Source organism: Arcanobacterium wilhelmae (genome assembly GCF_029632765.1).
GTDB classification, from domain to species: Bacteria; Actinomycetota; Actinomycetes; order Actinomycetales; family Actinomycetaceae; genus Arcanobacterium; species Arcanobacterium wilhelmae.
Genome location: NZ_CP121247.1, coordinates 2,000,067 through 2,015,622, shown reverse-complemented (window position 1 = coordinate 2,015,622; position 15,556 = coordinate 2,000,067). Strand labels below are relative to the sequence as shown.

16 protein-coding genes are annotated in these 15,556 nt (G+C 59.5%); 11 read left to right on the top strand and 5 right to left on the bottom strand.

Annotation, left to right across the window (positions count from 1 at the left end; all coding sequences use genetic code 11):
- The first annotated feature begins 371 nt into the window (after positions 1-371).
- The 11 genes from rpmH (at position 372) to P8A24_RS08820 (ending at position 8,666) form a co-directional block, all read left to right on the top strand.
- On the top strand, positions 372-512 hold the full coding sequence (gene rpmH / locus P8A24_RS08870; RefSeq protein ID WP_278012794.1) for a 50S ribosomal protein L34: 141 nt from the start codon (positions 372-374) through the stop codon (positions 510-512).
- The gene (gene rnpA, locus P8A24_RS08865; protein WP_278058446.1) at positions 512-1,009 is read left to right on the top strand and encodes a ribonuclease P protein component; all 498 of its coding nucleotides are present in this window, start codon (positions 512-514) and stop codon (positions 1,007-1,009) included. Before rpmH ends, rnpA begins: the two co-directional genes overlap by 1 nt.
- Entirely contained in the window at positions 1,006-1,341 is a 336-nt protein-coding gene (gene yidD, locus P8A24_RS08860) for a membrane protein insertion efficiency factor YidD (protein WP_278058445.1), read from the top strand. The genes rnpA and yidD overlap by 4 nt, the downstream gene beginning before the upstream one ends.
- Before the next feature lie 11 nt (positions 1,342-1,352).
- Positions 1,353-2,552 carry a membrane protein insertase YidC gene (gene yidC / locus P8A24_RS08855; protein WP_278058444.1) on the top strand — a complete coding sequence of 400 codons (1,200 nt, stop codon included), beginning with the start codon at positions 1,353-1,355 and terminating at the stop codon, positions 2,550-2,552.
- A gap of 187 nt (positions 2,553-2,739) precedes the next feature.
- Positions 2,740-3,309: a Jag family protein gene (locus P8A24_RS08850; protein WP_278058443.1), complete on the top strand. Its 570-nt coding sequence runs from the start codon at positions 2,740-2,742 to the stop codon at positions 3,307-3,309.
- Between the two features lie 45 nt (positions 3,310-3,354).
- Positions 3,355-3,567: a hypothetical protein gene (locus P8A24_RS08845; RefSeq protein ID WP_278058442.1), complete on the top strand. Its 213-nt coding sequence runs from the start codon at positions 3,355-3,357 to the stop codon at positions 3,565-3,567.
- A 132-nt stretch (positions 3,568-3,699) separates the two neighbouring features.
- Positions 3,700-3,993 carry an RsmG family class I SAM-dependent methyltransferase gene (locus P8A24_RS08840; RefSeq protein ID WP_278058441.1) on the top strand — a complete coding sequence of 98 codons (294 nt, stop codon included), beginning with the start codon at positions 3,700-3,702 and terminating at the stop codon, positions 3,991-3,993.
- Positions 3,990-4,355, top strand: coding sequence for a 16S rRNA (guanine(527)-N(7))-methyltransferase RsmG (locus P8A24_RS08835; protein WP_278058440.1), 366 nt, complete (start codon positions 3,990-3,992; stop codon positions 4,353-4,355). The genes P8A24_RS08840 and P8A24_RS08835 overlap by 4 nt, the downstream gene beginning before the upstream one ends.
- 1,294 nt (positions 4,356-5,649) lie before the next feature.
- A complete protein-coding gene (locus P8A24_RS08830) occupies positions 5,650-5,832 on the top strand; it encodes a hypothetical protein (protein ID WP_278058439.1) in 183 nt (60 codons plus the stop codon).
- Between the two features lie 554 nt (positions 5,833-6,386).
- Positions 6,387-7,214 (top strand): ParA family protein, encoded by an 828-nt coding sequence (locus tag P8A24_RS08825; protein ID WP_278060249.1) that lies wholly within the window; start codon positions 6,387-6,389, stop codon positions 7,212-7,214.
- A gap of 81 nt (positions 7,215-7,295) precedes the next feature.
- Positions 7,296-8,666, top strand: coding sequence for a ParB/RepB/Spo0J family partition protein (locus P8A24_RS08820; RefSeq protein WP_278058438.1), 1,371 nt, complete (start codon positions 7,296-7,298; stop codon positions 8,664-8,666).
- Positions 8,667-9,048: 382 nt separating this feature from the next.
- Here P8A24_RS08820 and P8A24_RS08815 read toward each other — a convergent pair whose 3' ends face one another.
- From P8A24_RS08815 to P8A24_RS08795, 5 genes are all read right to left on the bottom strand, one after another.
- Positions 9,049-10,020, bottom strand: a complete 972-nt coding sequence (locus P8A24_RS08815) for a D-alanine--D-alanine ligase family protein (RefSeq protein WP_278058437.1) — start codon at positions 10,018-10,020, stop codon at positions 9,049-9,051.
- A gap of 225 nt (positions 10,021-10,245) precedes the next feature.
- The gene (locus P8A24_RS08810; RefSeq protein ID WP_278058436.1) at positions 10,246-11,577 is read right to left on the bottom strand and encodes an aminotransferase-like domain-containing protein; all 1,332 of its coding nucleotides are present in this window, start codon (positions 11,575-11,577) and stop codon (positions 10,246-10,248) included.
- Between the two features lie 31 nt (positions 11,578-11,608).
- Positions 11,609-12,229 (bottom strand): thioredoxin family protein, encoded by a 621-nt coding sequence (locus P8A24_RS08805; RefSeq protein ID WP_278058435.1) that lies wholly within the window; start codon positions 12,227-12,229, stop codon positions 11,609-11,611.
- A gap of 1 nt (position 12,230) precedes the next feature.
- Complete coding sequence (trxB, locus tag P8A24_RS08800; RefSeq protein ID WP_278058434.1) at positions 12,231-13,178, bottom strand: thioredoxin-disulfide reductase; 948 nt, start codon at positions 13,176-13,178, stop codon at positions 12,231-12,233.
- Between the two features lie 21 nt (positions 13,179-13,199).
- A complete protein-coding gene (locus tag P8A24_RS08795) occupies positions 13,200-15,539 on the bottom strand; it encodes a protein kinase family protein (protein ID WP_278058433.1) in 2,340 nt (779 codons plus the stop codon).
- Between the last annotated feature and the right edge of the window lie 17 nt (positions 15,540-15,556).

Below are 15,556 nucleotides of genomic sequence, written 5' to 3'. Positions count from 1 at the left end.
CGGTCCTTCTTTCCATCGGAGTTATCCACCATGGTATTCCACAAGATGTGGAAATGCATTCGAGTTATCCACAGGTTTGTGCACAGGTGTGGATATTACACGTGTGTAATTACGTCACCGAGTGCGCACGCCGACAGGGCAAAGAATCCATCCATATTTTCTCCACATCTGTGGAGAACAACGGATGGGAAAATCGTCACCTGTTGATAACGCCGTGGAAAACATTTTCACGGTTGAGACGTCGGTCACCGGACGCGCCGAACATTGACATTTCGCCGAAAAGTCCGGTAGTTTTGATAGGTCATGTGTGCAACAGAAGTACACACGCCCTCGCCAGAGGGTGTCCGCCGAGTAAAAATGTGGGAGTACCAATGACCACCAAGCGTACGTTCCAGCCGAATAACCGCCGCCGCGCGAAGGTCCACGGCTTCCGTAAGCGTATGTCCACCCGTGCAGGCCGCGCAGTTCTCGCAGCCCGCCGTCGTAAGGGCCGCGCAAAGCTCTCTGCCTGATGCTGTCTGCCGCCAACCGGATGCGCAAGTCTGAGGAATTCGCTCAGACCATCCGAGGCGGCGTCCGCAAGGGGAACAAGCTTCTCGTTTGCCACGTCGTGGCGAGCGAAAATACGAAAGAGGCCGACCGCAAGGTCGGCTTCGTCGTGGCTAAAACCGTCGGAAACTCAGTGGTCCGCCACCGAGTCTACCGGCGGCTTCGCCATATTATGCGCCCTCTGATCCCCTCTCTGTCAGCATCGTCCGTGGTTGTCCGGGCTCACCCGTCCGCGGCTACCGCGTCGAGCGCGGAGTTGCGCTGTGCCGTCGTGAAAAGCCTGATTAAGGCCGGAGTACTCCCGGCCAGCTTCTTCGCACCCGAAAAGGAGGCGCTGACAGCGCAACCAGCGTCCGACGTCACTCCCACACCGGCGTCTGGAACCGCGAGCGAGCTGGGCGCATGTCGCACACCGGCGTCGGCGGAAAACGCGAGCGTCAACGCAACGGAACGGCAATGAAAAACCCGCTCGTTTCGGCGCTGACCGCGCCCATCCGGTTCTACCAAAAGCGCATCTCCGCGCACCTTCCGCGCAGATGCCGCTACGAGCCCACATGCTCGGCGTACGCCGTCGAATCACTGCAGATTCACGGCGCGTTCAAAGGTACACTTTTAGCAGTATGGCGCTTCATGCGATGCAACCAGTTCTCCGCCGGCGGCGTCGATTGGGTGCCACCCCGAGGAAAATGGCCCACAAAGCCACTCGGGTACCAGGAACTACTTGCGCGGCGCGCGAGTGAGGAAACCTCGGCAGGCCAACGCGGCCACGGCGTCGAGGGCAACAACAAGTAAGAAAGCAAGGTATGGATAGCATTCTCTACCCCATCATGTGGGTTATTAGCTGGATCATGTACGGCATCCACGCGATCCTCACCACCCTCGGCCTGCCCCAGGGCGCCGGTTCAGCGTGGGTGTGGTCGATCATCGGCCTGACCGTGGTGGTCCGAATCCTCATCATCCCGCTGTACAACAAGCAGATTCGCTCCACCCGGGCCATGCAGGAGCTGCAGCCCGAGATGCAAAAGATTCAGAAGAAGTACAAGGGCCGCAAGGATCAGGTTTCGCGCCAGCGCCAGCAGGAAGAAATGATGGCGCTCTACCGCGATCACGGCTCCTCGCCATTCGCCTCCTGCTTCCCACTGCTGATCCAGATGCCGATCTTCTTTGCGCTGGTCCGTATGCTCTACGCGATCGATCCGCTGTCGAAGGGGACGTACGAGCGCGCAGCAATCGGCCCGATCAACGAGACCATTGCCCAGCAGATCGGTGGCTCAGAGCTCTTCGGTGCGCCGCTCACTTCCTCGATCGCCACTTCGAATCTTCCGATCTTCGCCGGTATGTCCACTCGCATCACCGTGGTAGCCGTGGTGATGATTGCGCTGTTGGTTGTGACCTTGTTCTTCCAGCAGAAGCAAATGATGACCTGGAATATGCCCAAGCACGAGCCGGATCCGGATAACCCGATGGCCAACCAGATGCAGACCATGCAAAAGACGATGCTCTATGGCATGCCACTCATCTACATCTTTACCGGTTACGCCTTCCAGATCGGCGTGCTCATCTACTGGGTCACCGGTAACTTCTGGAACATTGGCCAGCAGACTTGGCTGATGCTCACGAACCCCACCCCTGGCTCTGAGGCCCACAAGCGCAAGCTCGCCCGCGATCGCGCCAAGCGCATCAAAGCTGGCCTCCCGCCCGAGGAAGGTACAGAGGAGAACACCGGCGGTCAGCGCGTTCAGCCGCTTGGCAAGAACCGCTCCAAGAAGGCTGGATCCAACGTTGATGCGTTCGGCAATCCGCTCCCCGACGGCGCTGAAGATGCGGCCGGCGAGGCGCAGTTCAACGATGCTGGCGAGGAGATCGGAAAAGACGGACTGACGGACTCTGAGCGTGCACAAAAACGTTACGAGCGCCGTCTCGCTGAGCGCCAGCGCTCAGCGGAAAAGAAGGCCGCACGCGCCAAGAAAGCAGCGCGCAACAAGAAAGATCGCAACTTCTAAACGTCCCAGCGGGAGGCGGGCATCGAACCCGCCTCCCGCTGCCAAGCATCAGGCGCTCCGCCGTCGGCGACGGCGGACCGACAAACTAGCGTCGGGCCGGTGGAACCCGGCGCACCGGCGTCGGCCGCTAACCGGCGTCGGGCCGGCACACAATTGAACTTCCGTTTTCCCACGATAAAGGAACACCATGGCAGAAAATACTGAACTCAAGAAGGCCCTCGCCGAAGAGGGAGACCTCGCAGCTGACTACCTGGAGGAGCTGCTTGATATCGCCGATCTGGACGGCGATCTCGAGATTTCCGTGGAGGCCGACCGTGCCTCCGTGGCGATCGTTTCCGACGACGAGCACGATCGACGTCTCAAGCGGCTCATCGGACGCGACGGCCACGTGCTCGACGCTCTGCAGGAGCTCACGCGCCTCGCGGTGCAGCAGGAGACCGGCGAGCGTTCGCGCCTCATGCTGGAGATCCTCGGCTACCGTGCCGATCACCGTGCGAAGATTGCGAAGATCGCTGCCGACGCCGTCGCCGAAGTCCTTGAGACCGGCGAAGATGTTTCGCTTCGTCCGATGAACCCCTTTGAGCGCAAGGTGGTTCACGACGTCGCCGCCGAGGCCGGGCTCGTTTCAGATTCGTACGGTCAGGGCGCTGATCGCCACGTGGTGATTTCGGTTGCTGACGACGAGAGCGCGGAGCCTGCTGAGTCTGCGGGTTCGGCGGATTCGGCGGGTTCGGCTGACGAGGGTTCTGCTGAGTAATTCCGGGCCAGAGCTGAGCGTTTCGGATGGAGCTGGGCGGTCCGGATGTCGCTGCGGGCCCGGCTGGAGCTTGGCGGTCTGGATGTCGCTGGTGGCCTGGATGTCGCTGGTGGCCTGGATGTCGCTGGTGGCCTGGATGTCGCTGGTGGCCTGGATGTCGCTGGTGGCCTGGCGTCTGAAGATCACCCGATGTTGGGTGTGTTCCAGACGTTTCGCCAAGTTCTGCCCGTTCTAGCGGCACCGTGCTCGGCTGAGTGACTCGAGCTTGTACGTGGGCTTCCCTGCTTGGGGAAGCCCACGTTTTATGCGGTATTCTGATAGCCGCTTTGGCGCGGTGCGGCGTGGTATGGCACTCTTGAACTATTGGTTTTCTGAGGAATGGTGAAGCACATGGACGAGCGTCCCATCGTTGTTGAGCGCGCACCTCAGGGCGGCGCCGAGCATTTCGGCTCCTCCGTGTGGGCGAATCTCGTAAGGTTTTCCGAGTTGCTTGAGGATGAGGGGCAGCTTCGCGGGCTCGTTGGTCCTCGTGAGATGGATAAACTGTGGACTCGACACATTCTGAACTCAACCGCCATTAACTCGTTTATTGAAGAATCAACTACTGTGGCGGATGTTGTTCTGGCGCTGGGTTTCCTGGGCTCGTTCTGGCGATCACTCGCCCAAGCGTTCATGTTGATTTGATTGAGGCGATGGAACGCCGTACAGACTGGTTGCAGTATGTGGTAGACTCTCTGGGTTTGACGAACGTTACTGTGATCCGTTCACGCGCGGAAGATATGGGCGACTACACGGCTGACGTTGTTACCGCCCGTGCGGTGGCAGCACTGAAGAAGCTGATTCCCTGGACAATGCCTCTAGTTCGCGACGGTGGTCGCGTTGTTGCCCTCAAGGGCGACCGTGCTGAAATTGAAATCGACGAGGCGGATAAGCAATTACGCAAATTTGGTGCGGATTGGGTCGACGTCCATGATGTTGATGTGTGGGGTGCCGAGGAAGGGACTCGGATCGTCGAAATCACGAAGCGCGAACAGCGCCATCGCTGAACTTCACCGTTAGTCGCGTTTGGATGTTTCACGTGAAACCCGACTACTCGGGTATGTGAGCCGATGACTTTTGTGTGGAGCTGTGCGCTTCGTCCGACGCGGTTGTTCCACACACTGGGCATTGGAACTCGCTACTGCGTGTGCATATCTTGGCCAGTTCGCGGAGGCGTTTCACGTGAAACGTTTCAGTTGAAGTGCCGACATGCTGAGGCACAACGCCGAACTTGGATTGCCTTGAGGTGCATGTTTATTGACGATGAGATGGCGAGGGAAGAATGTGCCTCTCCCTCGAAGAATTCAATTCGCCGTGAGCACTCGCGAGGTAGAAAGCGGTTGGGCGTTCGACGACGGCGGCTACTTTCGCAATGTGCATCGTGCTTTTCTACGGGAAATATGACGGCGTGGTTTGAGTTGAAAGGATTGCCGGCTTCTATACGCCGCTCACATCTGACGAAGAACACCGGGCGGAATTACCGCGTGCAATCGACAACGCCGAATATTTCTCTGGCAGGGTTGTTAACTGTTTCAACATCGAACCGAGGGACCGAGTACTCCCGGTTCAAGCACGTCCCGGATGCGGCAAAAGAGCTTGCGGTGATGCATTAGTTACTTGAAGCAGATTTCATGGCGAAGACGTCGCTGGGGCTGCGGGAGAACGCGCTGAAGTTAGTATCACCGAGGATTGATGTTTCACGTGAAACGGATCGATGCTCCGCAGCAATGCTTCATGACCTGATGTCAACGATGAGAGTTTCCATTCACAGTATATTCCTCCGAATTTCTTTAAATCTCGTCAATAGTCGGTCCCGCCGTGGCGACGAGCGGTGTGTGTTTGTTGTGGGGGCTCCGCCATCCTAATCAACGTAAATAGGCACCGGTGGATGAATCGCTAGGTCAACTCCAACTGCCTCTCGCCGCACACTTAACGTCAAAGTCGACACACGCACATCGTGAGAAATTGGTGCACTGTAGACACTGGATACGTTGGGATTGTGTGCCGCGAAAATGCGCAGAAGAGCTCATGTCGATGCGGTACTTGCGATTAAAGAGATGAGTCCGCCCCTAGCGCACCATTGAAACGCTGGGCAGGGTCACGTGATGTCGCGGTGTATAATCCGGCAAAGTGGTATCGAGCGGCGATGCTGCAAATTATCGGCACGCACGATGCCAGTTGGCTACACTCCCACGGTGTCGTTTCTCGTGTGACGCTGCCGAACGGCGATCGGAGGTCTATGCAAGAAGTTTGCCGAGATAAGTGCCTGGGCACTTCGTGAGTGCAACCAAAAATTGTCTGATGGCACCGCGTGCGAAATATGGTGGTGCCATAGGTTGCGCACAGCGAAATTTACCTATCGACTGCTTCGAACTTTTGCCGTATTTTGACGTCAACAAACTTCAAGGCACCCGATTTATAGCGCAGCAGTGGAGAATGAACTTTGCTGAGTTCAGCGTCGCGGTGACTTTGATGAAGCGATGATCTGTTGGCGGGATGTGCTGAGCGTGTTTCACGTGAAACATTCAAAGCGAGTCGGACCGAGCTCGAAAATAAAACACGCGGAAGCACCCACGCCACTGATTTGTGAAAAGCCACAAACAGGATGTTTCACGTGAAACAACGAATCTCAGGTGTGCTCACTGCATGGAAGTATCGAGGATAGGAATCCAAATTATGGATGCACGATACTAACAACCTGGAATTCCCGTTACATGTGAAACGTGGAGCAGTGATAGCCGATTCTCAACCCGGTGGCAAGTGAACAGCGGGAATCTGTGGACAGCGCGTGACGCAAATGAGATTGTGGATAAATAATTTATTACTGACAAGTAGCTGTGAAAATATAAATATCTGTGGTCGATTAGGTGCAAAAATCGATAGAATTGATGCATTGAAACAAAGGAGTGTTGCACGTGTCTGACCCCCGAAAGAAGGCTTCACAGCTGGAGCCAACCCGCAAACATAACGACTGGGCATCGATATTTGAAGGATCGGCAACGCCAGTTGGCGCGGATCTCGTGAATGACCGCGCACTGATGACGAAGCTCAAAGACGCACAGTTTAAAGTTCCACGTGAAACGCGCATTTTTACAGTAGCCAATCAAAAAGGTGGGGTTGGCAAAACCACCTCGGCTGTAAATATTGCGGCGGCACTCGCGAACGGTGGACTCAACATACTCGTTATCGACGCCGATCCACAGGGAAACGCTTCAACTGCCCTTGGCGTCGAACACGCTTCCGGTACACCGTCTTTTTACGAAGTGATTATGGGGAAGATGCCTCTGGTCGACGTGGTCGCTCCGGCTCCCGAATTCGATTCGTTGTTCGTTGCTCCATCCACAATCGATCTTTCCTCCGCTGAGATTGAGCTCGTCTCCGAAGATCGTCGTGAGTACCGCCTTCGCGATGCTCTCGATTCGGCATTGGAAGAATTTGCTTCCCGTGGAGTGCAACTCCACTATGTGATCATTGATTGCCCACCGAGCCTCGGTCTTCTCACTCTCAACGCGTTAGTTGCTGCACGAGAGGTACTCATTCCCATTCAGACCGAGTACTACGCGCTCGAAGGGCTCACCCAACTCATGAAGTCGATCCAGTCTGTGCAGGCGTCTTTGAATCAAGGCGTCGCTATCTCAACTATTCTCCTCACGATGTTCGATAAGCGTACGAACCTTGCCCAAGATGTCGCTGCTGAGGTCCGCTCCTACTTCCCCGACGAAACGCTGTCGGTGGAAATTCCGCGCAACATTCGCATTTCTGAGGCGCCATCGTTCCATCAAACGGTGATTACGTATGATCCACGTTCGTCTGGAGCAGTGGCTTATATGGCGGCAGCCTTTGAACTTGCGGGCAGAGCACAATAAAAACGTAAAAACATAACGGCGGTATAACGCGCTTAAGTCACACTCCAGCACTACGTAATGTTTGAAACGAGGAAATAGATTATGGCAGAGAAACGGCGAGGGCTCGGCGTCGGGCTTGGCTCATTGATCCCGAACAACCAGCAAGAGAAGAAGAACCGCCCAATCGACGTCTTCTTCTCTGGATCGAATGTGAAGCCTGATACGGAGGCTGACTCCAGCGCTAGCAGCGCTACGGATGTGGACTCGGGTACGGTGCCGGCTGAGCTAGGCGGCGAAAAAACTCACCGTTCGCGCCAAAGTGTCTCTAAAAAGAGTGGCGGAAAAAAGACCACTACGGTGGATAAGGCGTCAAGCAAAATTACGACATCCCAAGTAGTTTCTGGAGCGGAACTAGCGAACGAACAGGGCTCTGGCCAGAGCGATACTCCATCTGCTCGAACAAACGCTGAGTCGGGCAAACCCAACGAGCTGAGCACGGTTTCTGGCGCGCCGGCGGCCAAGGCGGCTAAGGGCGCGCCCGACGCGAACACAGAGGGTGCTGTTCAGATGAGTGATCCCAGCGTTTCTGAAACAGCTGATGACAACCTCCTTCCGATACCGGGTACCACGTATGGCGAAATCGATGTGACGTGGATCGTTCCAAATCGGGCGCAACCTCGTACGATTTTTGATGAGGACGATCTCCAAGAGCTCGCTGATTCCATCAAGGAAGTCGGTGTCCTCCAGCCGATCGTGGTTCGCCCGCTTTCTGAACCGGATCGGGATCATCCGGATGCTCGGTACGAGTTGATCATGGGTGAGCGGCGTTGGCGCGCCACTCAGCGTGCTGGTTTGAAGGAAGTCCCAGCAATCGTTCGTCACACGCAGGATAATGATCTGCTCCGTGACGCGCTCCTCGAAAACCTCCACCGTGCACAGCTGAACCCGCTGGAAGAGGCGGCAGCGTACCAGCAACTTCTCGAGGATTTCGGCTGCACGCAGGAAGAACTTTCCCGCAAGATCGCGCGTTCACGCCCCCAGATCTCGAATACGCTCCGCCTCATGAAGCTTCCGCCACTCGTGCAGCGACGCGTTGCTGCCGGTGTGCTATCTGCGGGCCATGCCCGTGCGTTACTTGGGCTGACTGATCCGGCTGCGATGGAGCGTCTCGCGCAGCGAATCGTGGCCGAAGGCCTGTCCGTGCGCGCAGTTGAAGAAATTGTTGCGATGGGTGAAGAAGGGGCGGCGGCGGCACGCCGCCGCCCGAGGATCTCGCAGTTCCCGGATGAACTTGGAGCGCTGGCTACACGCCTGGCGGACCGTCTGAATACCCGGGTCAAGGTGAATATGGGGCAACGCAAGGGGAAGATCTCGATTGATTTCGGTTCCCTTGACGATCTCAACCGTATCTTGAGTGAGCTCGGCGACGGAGGGGTCGAGTTTCCCGTGCAACACGAGGAATCGGCTGGATGAGTAAGTACCGCCACGAGCCAAGCTGCTGTGCGGTGACAGCAGGCAGAGGCGATGGTGCGGTCGAGTTCTGTGTGCAACACGGGGAGTGATCGCCGATCGGCCGGGTGTGTGTATACGGTGGAGGGGCGTTTCACGTGAAACGCCCCTCCACCGTATACGTCATGCACAGCTCCGAGCACGAGCGTCGAGGAATACCTGCGAACAACCGGGGCCCAGTCTGCCAGCAGGCTGGGGTTATTCCATCAAAACCTTGAGTTCACTGCTCGAGTAGGCTGGGGTTATTCCATCAAAACCTTGAGTTCACTGCTCGAGCAGACTGGGCTTATTTCATCAAAACCCTCAGCTCACTGCCCGAGCAGCCTGCGCTCAAGCCTAAGACAGCTCACTCATCCGCGTCGGCGTCTGCACCCGCGCGCGCAAGGATCTGAAGATACACGCTCTCAACCGCCTCGCCACGATCGGCAGCATAGGCCTGAACGGCGAGTGGGAAAAGCGACGTCTCCGTCATGCCCGGGGAGGTGTTGACATCAACAAACCAGGCCACGCCGTCGGCGTCGAGAATAATGTCCGTACGCGACAGGTGCTTGAGCCCCAACGAACGGTGAACATCCACCGCAAGCTGCGCGACAACGTCACGCTCCTTCTCTGTCACCCGAGCAGGAACAAAATACTGCACTCGGCCCGGGTTGTAACGCGCATCGAAATCGTATGGACCGGACGCCACCACCTCTACCGGCGGCAACGCAACAGGCCCCTCCCCGAAGTCGACCACGGCCACGCCAAACTCGCGCCCCTCAACAAACTTCTGAATCAGAGCAGTATCCCCATACGCGAAGCAATCGACCATCGCACCCGGCAACTCCGCCTTCGAACGAACGATCGTGAGCCCCAGCGACGAACCCGACTTCGTCGGCTTAATCACCACCGGGAAGCCGTAACGCTCCTCGATCAAATCCAGGACGCGTCCAGCGCCGACGTCGCGGAAAAGCGACTGCGGGAGCGCCGTCGACTCAGGGACGTGCACGCTCGAGCCAGCCAGCACGGAAGCCGCAACCGCTTTATCGGCAGCAAGCCGGCACCCCACCGCGTCAGAACCAACAAACGGCAAGCCAATCAGGGAGAGTAAATCCTGCAACGATCCGTCTTCACCCGTCGAACCGTGCAAAAGCGGCCACGCAACATCCGGCTCCAACGCCTCGAGGCGCTGCAAAAGCTGCGAATCGACGTCGAGAACCTTCGCCTGGATACCGCTGTCGGTCAGAGCCGCAGCGATCCGGCGTCCGGACTGCAAAGAAATATCGCGCTCGTGGCTGAGCCCGCCGGCGAGCACCGCGACTGTGAGGGGCTTGTCCATGGGTTGTCCTTTCGTTAGCAGAGTATTTCCCGACGCCGACGCGACGGTAAGTTTTCAGTTGTCTAGGAGATGTTGCCGTGATGACTGAACGCTGGGCGGCGGCGATATTGACGCCAAAGTGTTCGAGTGTCGCTGCGCAAACTGAGCAGAGGAGGCGCGCCGGTTCCGTCGATTCGCTGGCGTGGCTTTCCGATTGTCGTTTGCCGCAGAGCACTCATTGGCGTTCTACACCACGTCGGTACCCGGACGTTCCGTGCCAGCGCGCTTGCGCAAGTTGGCGGTGCCAAACAGGCCAACCAGTTCCTGCTCGGACTCGATCACTCCGGCGAGCCTTCGCACGCCCTCCACGATCGACTCCTCCGGTGGATAGCAATACGATAAGCGCAAATGATCGCTGCCCTGGCCGTCCATGTAAAACGCCGTACCTGAAACGTAGGCAACCAGCTTCGCCGTCGCTCGGGGCAACATTGCCTTCGCGTCCAGCCCATCCGGAATCTTCACCCACGTGTAGAACCCGCCCTCCGGCACGTTCCATTCGCACTGCGGTAAATACTTGGCGAGCGCACCGACCATCGCATCGCGGCGGCCCTTGTACATTGAGCGGTACTCCTTGATCTGCGCCATCCAATCGTAGGTACGTAGATACTCGGCGATCGACAGCTGCCCCACCTTGGTCGGTGAAAGCACCGCGTTCTCGTTCGCAAGAACAAGCCGCTGCGTGACGGCGTGCGGCGCGAGCGCCCAACCCACCCGGTAGCCGGGCGCGAAAGTCTTCGAAAAGGAACCGAGGTAGACGACGACGTCGGGATCGTAGGTTTGCAGTGGACGCATCACCTGGTCGTCAAAGCCGAGCATGCCGTACGGGTTATCCTCGAGGATAAGGACGTGATGACGGCGAGCGATTTCGACCACCTGCGGGCGGCGCTCGTCGGACATGCACACGCCGCCCGGGTTATGGAAGTTCGGCACGGTGTAAATGAACTTCACCGGCTTGCCCTCGGCGGCGAGGCGCGTGAGCGTCTCATCGAGGGCCTGCGGGATCATGCCGTCCGCGTCCATCGGCACGTGCACCACGTTCGCCTGATAAGCGCGAAACACGCCGAGCGCACCAACGTAGCTCGGCGCCTCAGCCACGATCGTATCGCCGGGGTTCACGAAAATCTGGGTGACAAGATCCAGCGCCTGCTGGCTTCCCGTGGTCACAACGATGTTGTCCACATGTGCGCGAATCCCCTCCGCGCGCATCACCTCGAGGATCATCTCGCGCAGTTCCTCTTCGCCCTGGCCACCACCGTACTGGAGCAGTTGTGGGCCGCGCTCGCGGATCAGGCGCGCGGTCATGTCCGCAAGGAAATCGAGCGGGAGGCCAACGATATTCGGCATGCCACCCGCAAGCGACACGACCTCGGGCCGGTTGGCGACCGCAAACAGCGAACGTGTTTCCGATTGCTTCATGCCGAGCGCGCGATCGGCGTACGCATCGAACCAAGGGTCCAGGCGCGTGCCTGCGGCGGCTGCCGAGGCAATCTTTGACGAAATGCTGTTTTGGCCGCTCACAATTCCTCCTCGGATCGAAAACACGTTTTGGCTAATCATGCCACGAGTTTTCGAAAAATGCGTGAAGCCGCTCACGTAGTGAACTGGCAGGAACGGCACCTTCGACGCGGCCAGCGAGTTCGCCGTCGATCCACAGCTCGGTTGTGGGTAAAAGCGCTGGAGCTGTTGGTGCTGCCGCGCGGGTGACGTCGGTGCTCGGCATGAATTCGCTGGGTTCTGTTTCACGTGAAACAGAACGGCCGCCGGTCCGGTGGACGCCGTCGACGCCGGTTGCGTGGGTACGCACGTCGTCGGCTGGTGACGCGGACTGGACGCCGTCGACGCCGGTTGCGTGCGTGCGCACGTCGTCGGCTGGTGACGCGGACCGGGCGTCGACGTCGGGTGACGCGGCTGGCGCCCGGCCTAAGCCGCGTAACTGCGTGAGCGGAACCGGCCCACCGGCGTCGACGAAACGCACCGAAACTGCGGGCGCGAGCGGAAACTCTCTCGCAACCCATCTCACAAAATCGCGCGCCACCTGCGAAAACACAGGCCTCATCTGCACGCAAGGCCCGCACCAGCTCGCCGTAAAAAACAGCAAGCGGATGCGGGCCTCGTCAAACTCTCCAGGCTCCCCGGCCTCTCTAGGCTCCCCGGCGCTGGGAACGCTCATGCTACTTCGCGGCGTCCAGCTCGGCCTTGTGGTCGATCAGGTAACGCTCCGAATCCATTGCGGCGCGCGCGCCGGTACCAGCAGCAGTGATCGCTTGGCGGTAGACGTGATCCACGACGTCGCCAGCGGCGAAAACGCCGGGGATCGACGTGGCCGTGGTGGGCTCGGCAACCTTGATGTAGCCGCCGTCTTCCAGCTCGAGAGCGCCATCGAGCACGGCAGTGCGCGGTTCGTGGCCGATCGCCACGAACAGGCCCGCGGCCGGAAGCTCGCTCTCCTCGCCGGTCACCGTATCGCGCAAAATGACGGACTCAAGCGCGGCATCGCCGTGCGTATCGACCACTTCCTTGTTCCAGTGCATCACGACCTTCTCGTTCGCGAGCAGGCGATCCGCCATGATCTTCGAGGCGCGCAGCTCGTCGCGGCGGTGCACCACGTGAACCGTGGAGCCGAAACGTGCGAGGAACAGGGCCTCGGTGACGGCCGTATCGCCGCCGCCAACAACTACGATCTCGCGGTTCTTGAAGAAGAAGCCATCGCAGGTGGCGCAGTAGGATACACCCTTGCCCGAAAGCTCTGCCTCGCGAGCGAGCCCGAGCTTCTTGTAGGCCGAGCCGAGCGCAAGGATCACCGTGTGAGCCTCGTACACCTCGGAATCAGTGTGGATCTTCTTGACCGGGCCGTCCAATTCGAAACGGATAGCGTCCTCGTAGCGAACCTCTGCCCCAAAGTGCTCGGCCTGCTTTTGCATCTTATCCATCAGGTCCGGGCCGAGAACCGCATCCGGGAAGCCCGGGTAGTTCTCCACCTCGGTGGTGTTCATCAGCGCACCGCCGGCCTCGAGGGTGCCTGCGAGCACGATCGGCTCCATGCCGGCTCGCGCCGTGTAGACGGCGGCGGTCCAACCTGCGGGGCCCGATCCAACAATGATGACGTCATGAACTGCCATGAATGGCCTTTCCGGTAGTTGTTACTTGACAGTGATTTCTGCGATGTCCAGACGGAACTTCCCCTTCGAATCCTGAGGAAGCTTCGTTACCCGCAAGGTGATCGAATCGGTTTCGACCGGCTCTTTCACCTTCAGGGTGGTTGTGCCGTTGAGGGCACCCTGCGCGATGATGGTGCCATCGGCAGGCTTATCAGGAACGACACCCAACCACTCAATATTCCCGCCGTTGCCCGCCTCGTCGATGGTCACTTCGGAAACGGTGGCCTTCTCTTTGAGCTGGAGGATAATCACAGTGGAATCCGCCGGCTTCATCTCTTGCGACGAGAACCACCATGAACGCCAACGTGTCTGCGGGTTGCCGTCGAAGACTGCGCCAATGCCGCTGACGTTGTTGATGTCGGTTTGCGGTGCACCCTGGAACTTCTCAAAGCCGATCACCTTCACATCTGCGGATGTGATCTGTGGGGCGACAGTCGGCGCGGGTGCGGACGATTCTGGCGCGGCGCTGGCCGGCGCGCTCGGCGAATTCAGGCTCGGGTACGACGGGCCTGAGGCTGGCGCGACAGGATCCAGCGGCCGGAAGATCGACGCGGTGGCCCAGACAGCTGCGAGTACAACGCCGACCGCGAATACGCCGACGACGATCTTCGACGGGTTGAACCGGCGCGGGGGCACGAGTTCCCCGACGGCGTTTGCGCTGGACGTGCCAGCGACGACGCCGTGAGAGGGGCCGTGGCCGGACCGTTTCGGATCGAACGCAGAGCGGCGGGTGACGCTCGAATGCTCACGCCCTCGGTGTTCTGGGACGACGACGGGTTGCTCGTCGGTTCCGATTTCTCGGCGCGTCGGTGCCTGCGCGGTGGTGGGCTCCGATTTACTCACGGCATGCAGTTGAGTGGCAGGCGTTGCTGACCCGGGCGCTGTGGGTGGAACGGCTGGAAGGACGGTGGTCGGTTCGGGCGTCGACTCATCGGCAGGCTCTGGATCGCTTTCAGAAACCGGCTCGGGCTCAGCGGCCTTCGGCGCCTCGGTAGCAGGGGCTGGCTCTTCCGGCTGTGCGGCTGGCTCTTCCGGCTGTGCGGCTGGCTCTTCCGGCTGTGCGGCTGGCTCCGTTTCCTCCTCAGGCTCCGCGAGCGGCACCGGGGAGACAAAGTTCGGGTCGGTACCCAGGGCACCGAGGTTTGCGAGGCTTGCGGCGGCACCCGGCTCGCCCACAGACGATGCTGAGAACTCTTCACCATCGGGCTTGGGCCACTTCACGTTGCTCACCGAGCCGGCGTCGTCGATGCCGAACGCCTCCTCCACAGCTTTCGCGGCTTCTTCCTTCGACGACGCCGGAGCCCCGGCGGCGTTCGAAGCGGCACCTGCCGCGGCTGCACCGGCAACGGCAGCCGCGCCAGCGGCGCCTGATACTGCCAAATCATCTGCCTCACCGCTCTCAGCGGCGTGAGCGCCGTCGTCGGCCGGGCCCGACGGTTCCGGCTCTGGCTCCGGCTGAGCAGAGTTCAGCGGCGGGAACGCGACCTTGCCAGCGTTGAAGGTGGGGCGGTCGGCGTCGGAGGATGTTGCCGGCGGAACCGGGCGGCGGGTCCCGAAATCGGACGGTTCGTTGATGATCGTCAGAGACGACGTATCGAGTTCCGGCCACGGAACGAGCGTGCGAACGAAATCGGCCGGAGTTTTCCCCTCGGACGACATCAGCAACACTTGGCGCAATGGCTCGGGTAACCCCTCGACCTCGAGGGCATGCTCAATACTCGCCTGCGGATCACCAACATTACGGCCCAGGAGCAATGCGGCCGCGAGATCGATCAGACCACGGGTTTCGCGCGCGTCCAGATCCTCCCACGGAACGGAAATATCGACGTCGTTGAGTGCGGCCTGGATGCCGAAACCGTCCACAACCACGCCCGAAGCGTCTTGAATCAGAATATCGGAAGCGTCCAAGCGCAGGTGGCGCACCCCGCGGTGGCGAATATTGTTCACTGTGGTGGCAACTTCGCCCATGAGCGCCCACACGATCCGTGGATCGACGGGCGTGCCGTCAAGGTAAGAGCTGAACGGGATCCCTGGCGGCACCTCGGTGAAGATCGCGGTGAGAGAGTCCGTATCGATCACGGAGATCGTGGAGACAAGGTGTGGGTCGGTGATCAGTGCGCTGCGGCGGGCGGCGTCGGCAACCTCGGCGGCGTGAGCCGCGCCGTGGCGGACGAGGATTGCGCGCAGGCTACGGGAGAGGATCGTGTCGCGGGCGATCCACACGGAAACGCCCTCCGACGAGCCGAGCGTGTGTTCGATCGGGTACACCAGATCGAAGCGCTCGGCGATACGATCGCCGGGTTGTGCAAATTCGTTACTCACGTTCGCCTCTCCTTCAA

Bases quoted from the DNA above. Each gene is read 5' to 3' on its own strand.
- rpmH (WP_278012794.1), top strand. From the start codon at position 372: ATGACCACCAAGCGTACGTTCCAGCCGAATAACCGCCGCCGCGCGAAG.
- rnpA (WP_278058446.1), top strand. From the start codon at position 512: ATGCTGTCTGCCGCCAACCGGATGCGCAAGTCTGAGGAATTCGCTCAG.
- yidD (WP_278058445.1), top strand. From the start codon at position 1,006: ATGAAAAACCCGCTCGTTTCGGCGCTGACCGCGCCCATCCGGTTCTAC.
- yidC (WP_278058444.1), top strand. From the start codon at position 1,353: ATGGATAGCATTCTCTACCCCATCATGTGGGTTATTAGCTGGATCATG.
- P8A24_RS08850 (WP_278058443.1), top strand. From the start codon at position 2,740: ATGGCAGAAAATACTGAACTCAAGAAGGCCCTCGCCGAAGAGGGAGAC.
- P8A24_RS08845 (WP_278058442.1), top strand. From the start codon at position 3,355: ATGTCGCTGCGGGCCCGGCTGGAGCTTGGCGGTCTGGATGTCGCTGGT.
- P8A24_RS08840 (WP_278058441.1), top strand. From the start codon at position 3,700: ATGGACGAGCGTCCCATCGTTGTTGAGCGCGCACCTCAGGGCGGCGCC.
- P8A24_RS08830 (WP_278058439.1), top strand. From the start codon at position 5,650: ATGGCACCGCGTGCGAAATATGGTGGTGCCATAGGTTGCGCACAGCGA.
- P8A24_RS08825 (WP_278060249.1), top strand. From the start codon at position 6,387: ATGACGAAGCTCAAAGACGCACAGTTTAAAGTTCCACGTGAAACGCGC.
- P8A24_RS08820 (WP_278058438.1), top strand. From the start codon at position 7,296: ATGGCAGAGAAACGGCGAGGGCTCGGCGTCGGGCTTGGCTCATTGATC.
- P8A24_RS08815 (WP_278058437.1), bottom strand. From the start codon at position 10,020: ATGGACAAGCCCCTCACAGTCGCGGTGCTCGCCGGCGGGCTCAGCCAC.
- P8A24_RS08805 (WP_278058435.1), bottom strand. From the start codon at position 12,229: ATGAGCGTTCCCAGCGCCGGGGAGCCTAGAGAGGCCGGGGAGCCTGGA.
- trxB (WP_278058434.1), bottom strand. From the start codon at position 13,178: ATGGCAGTTCATGACGTCATCATTGTTGGATCGGGCCCCGCAGGTTGG.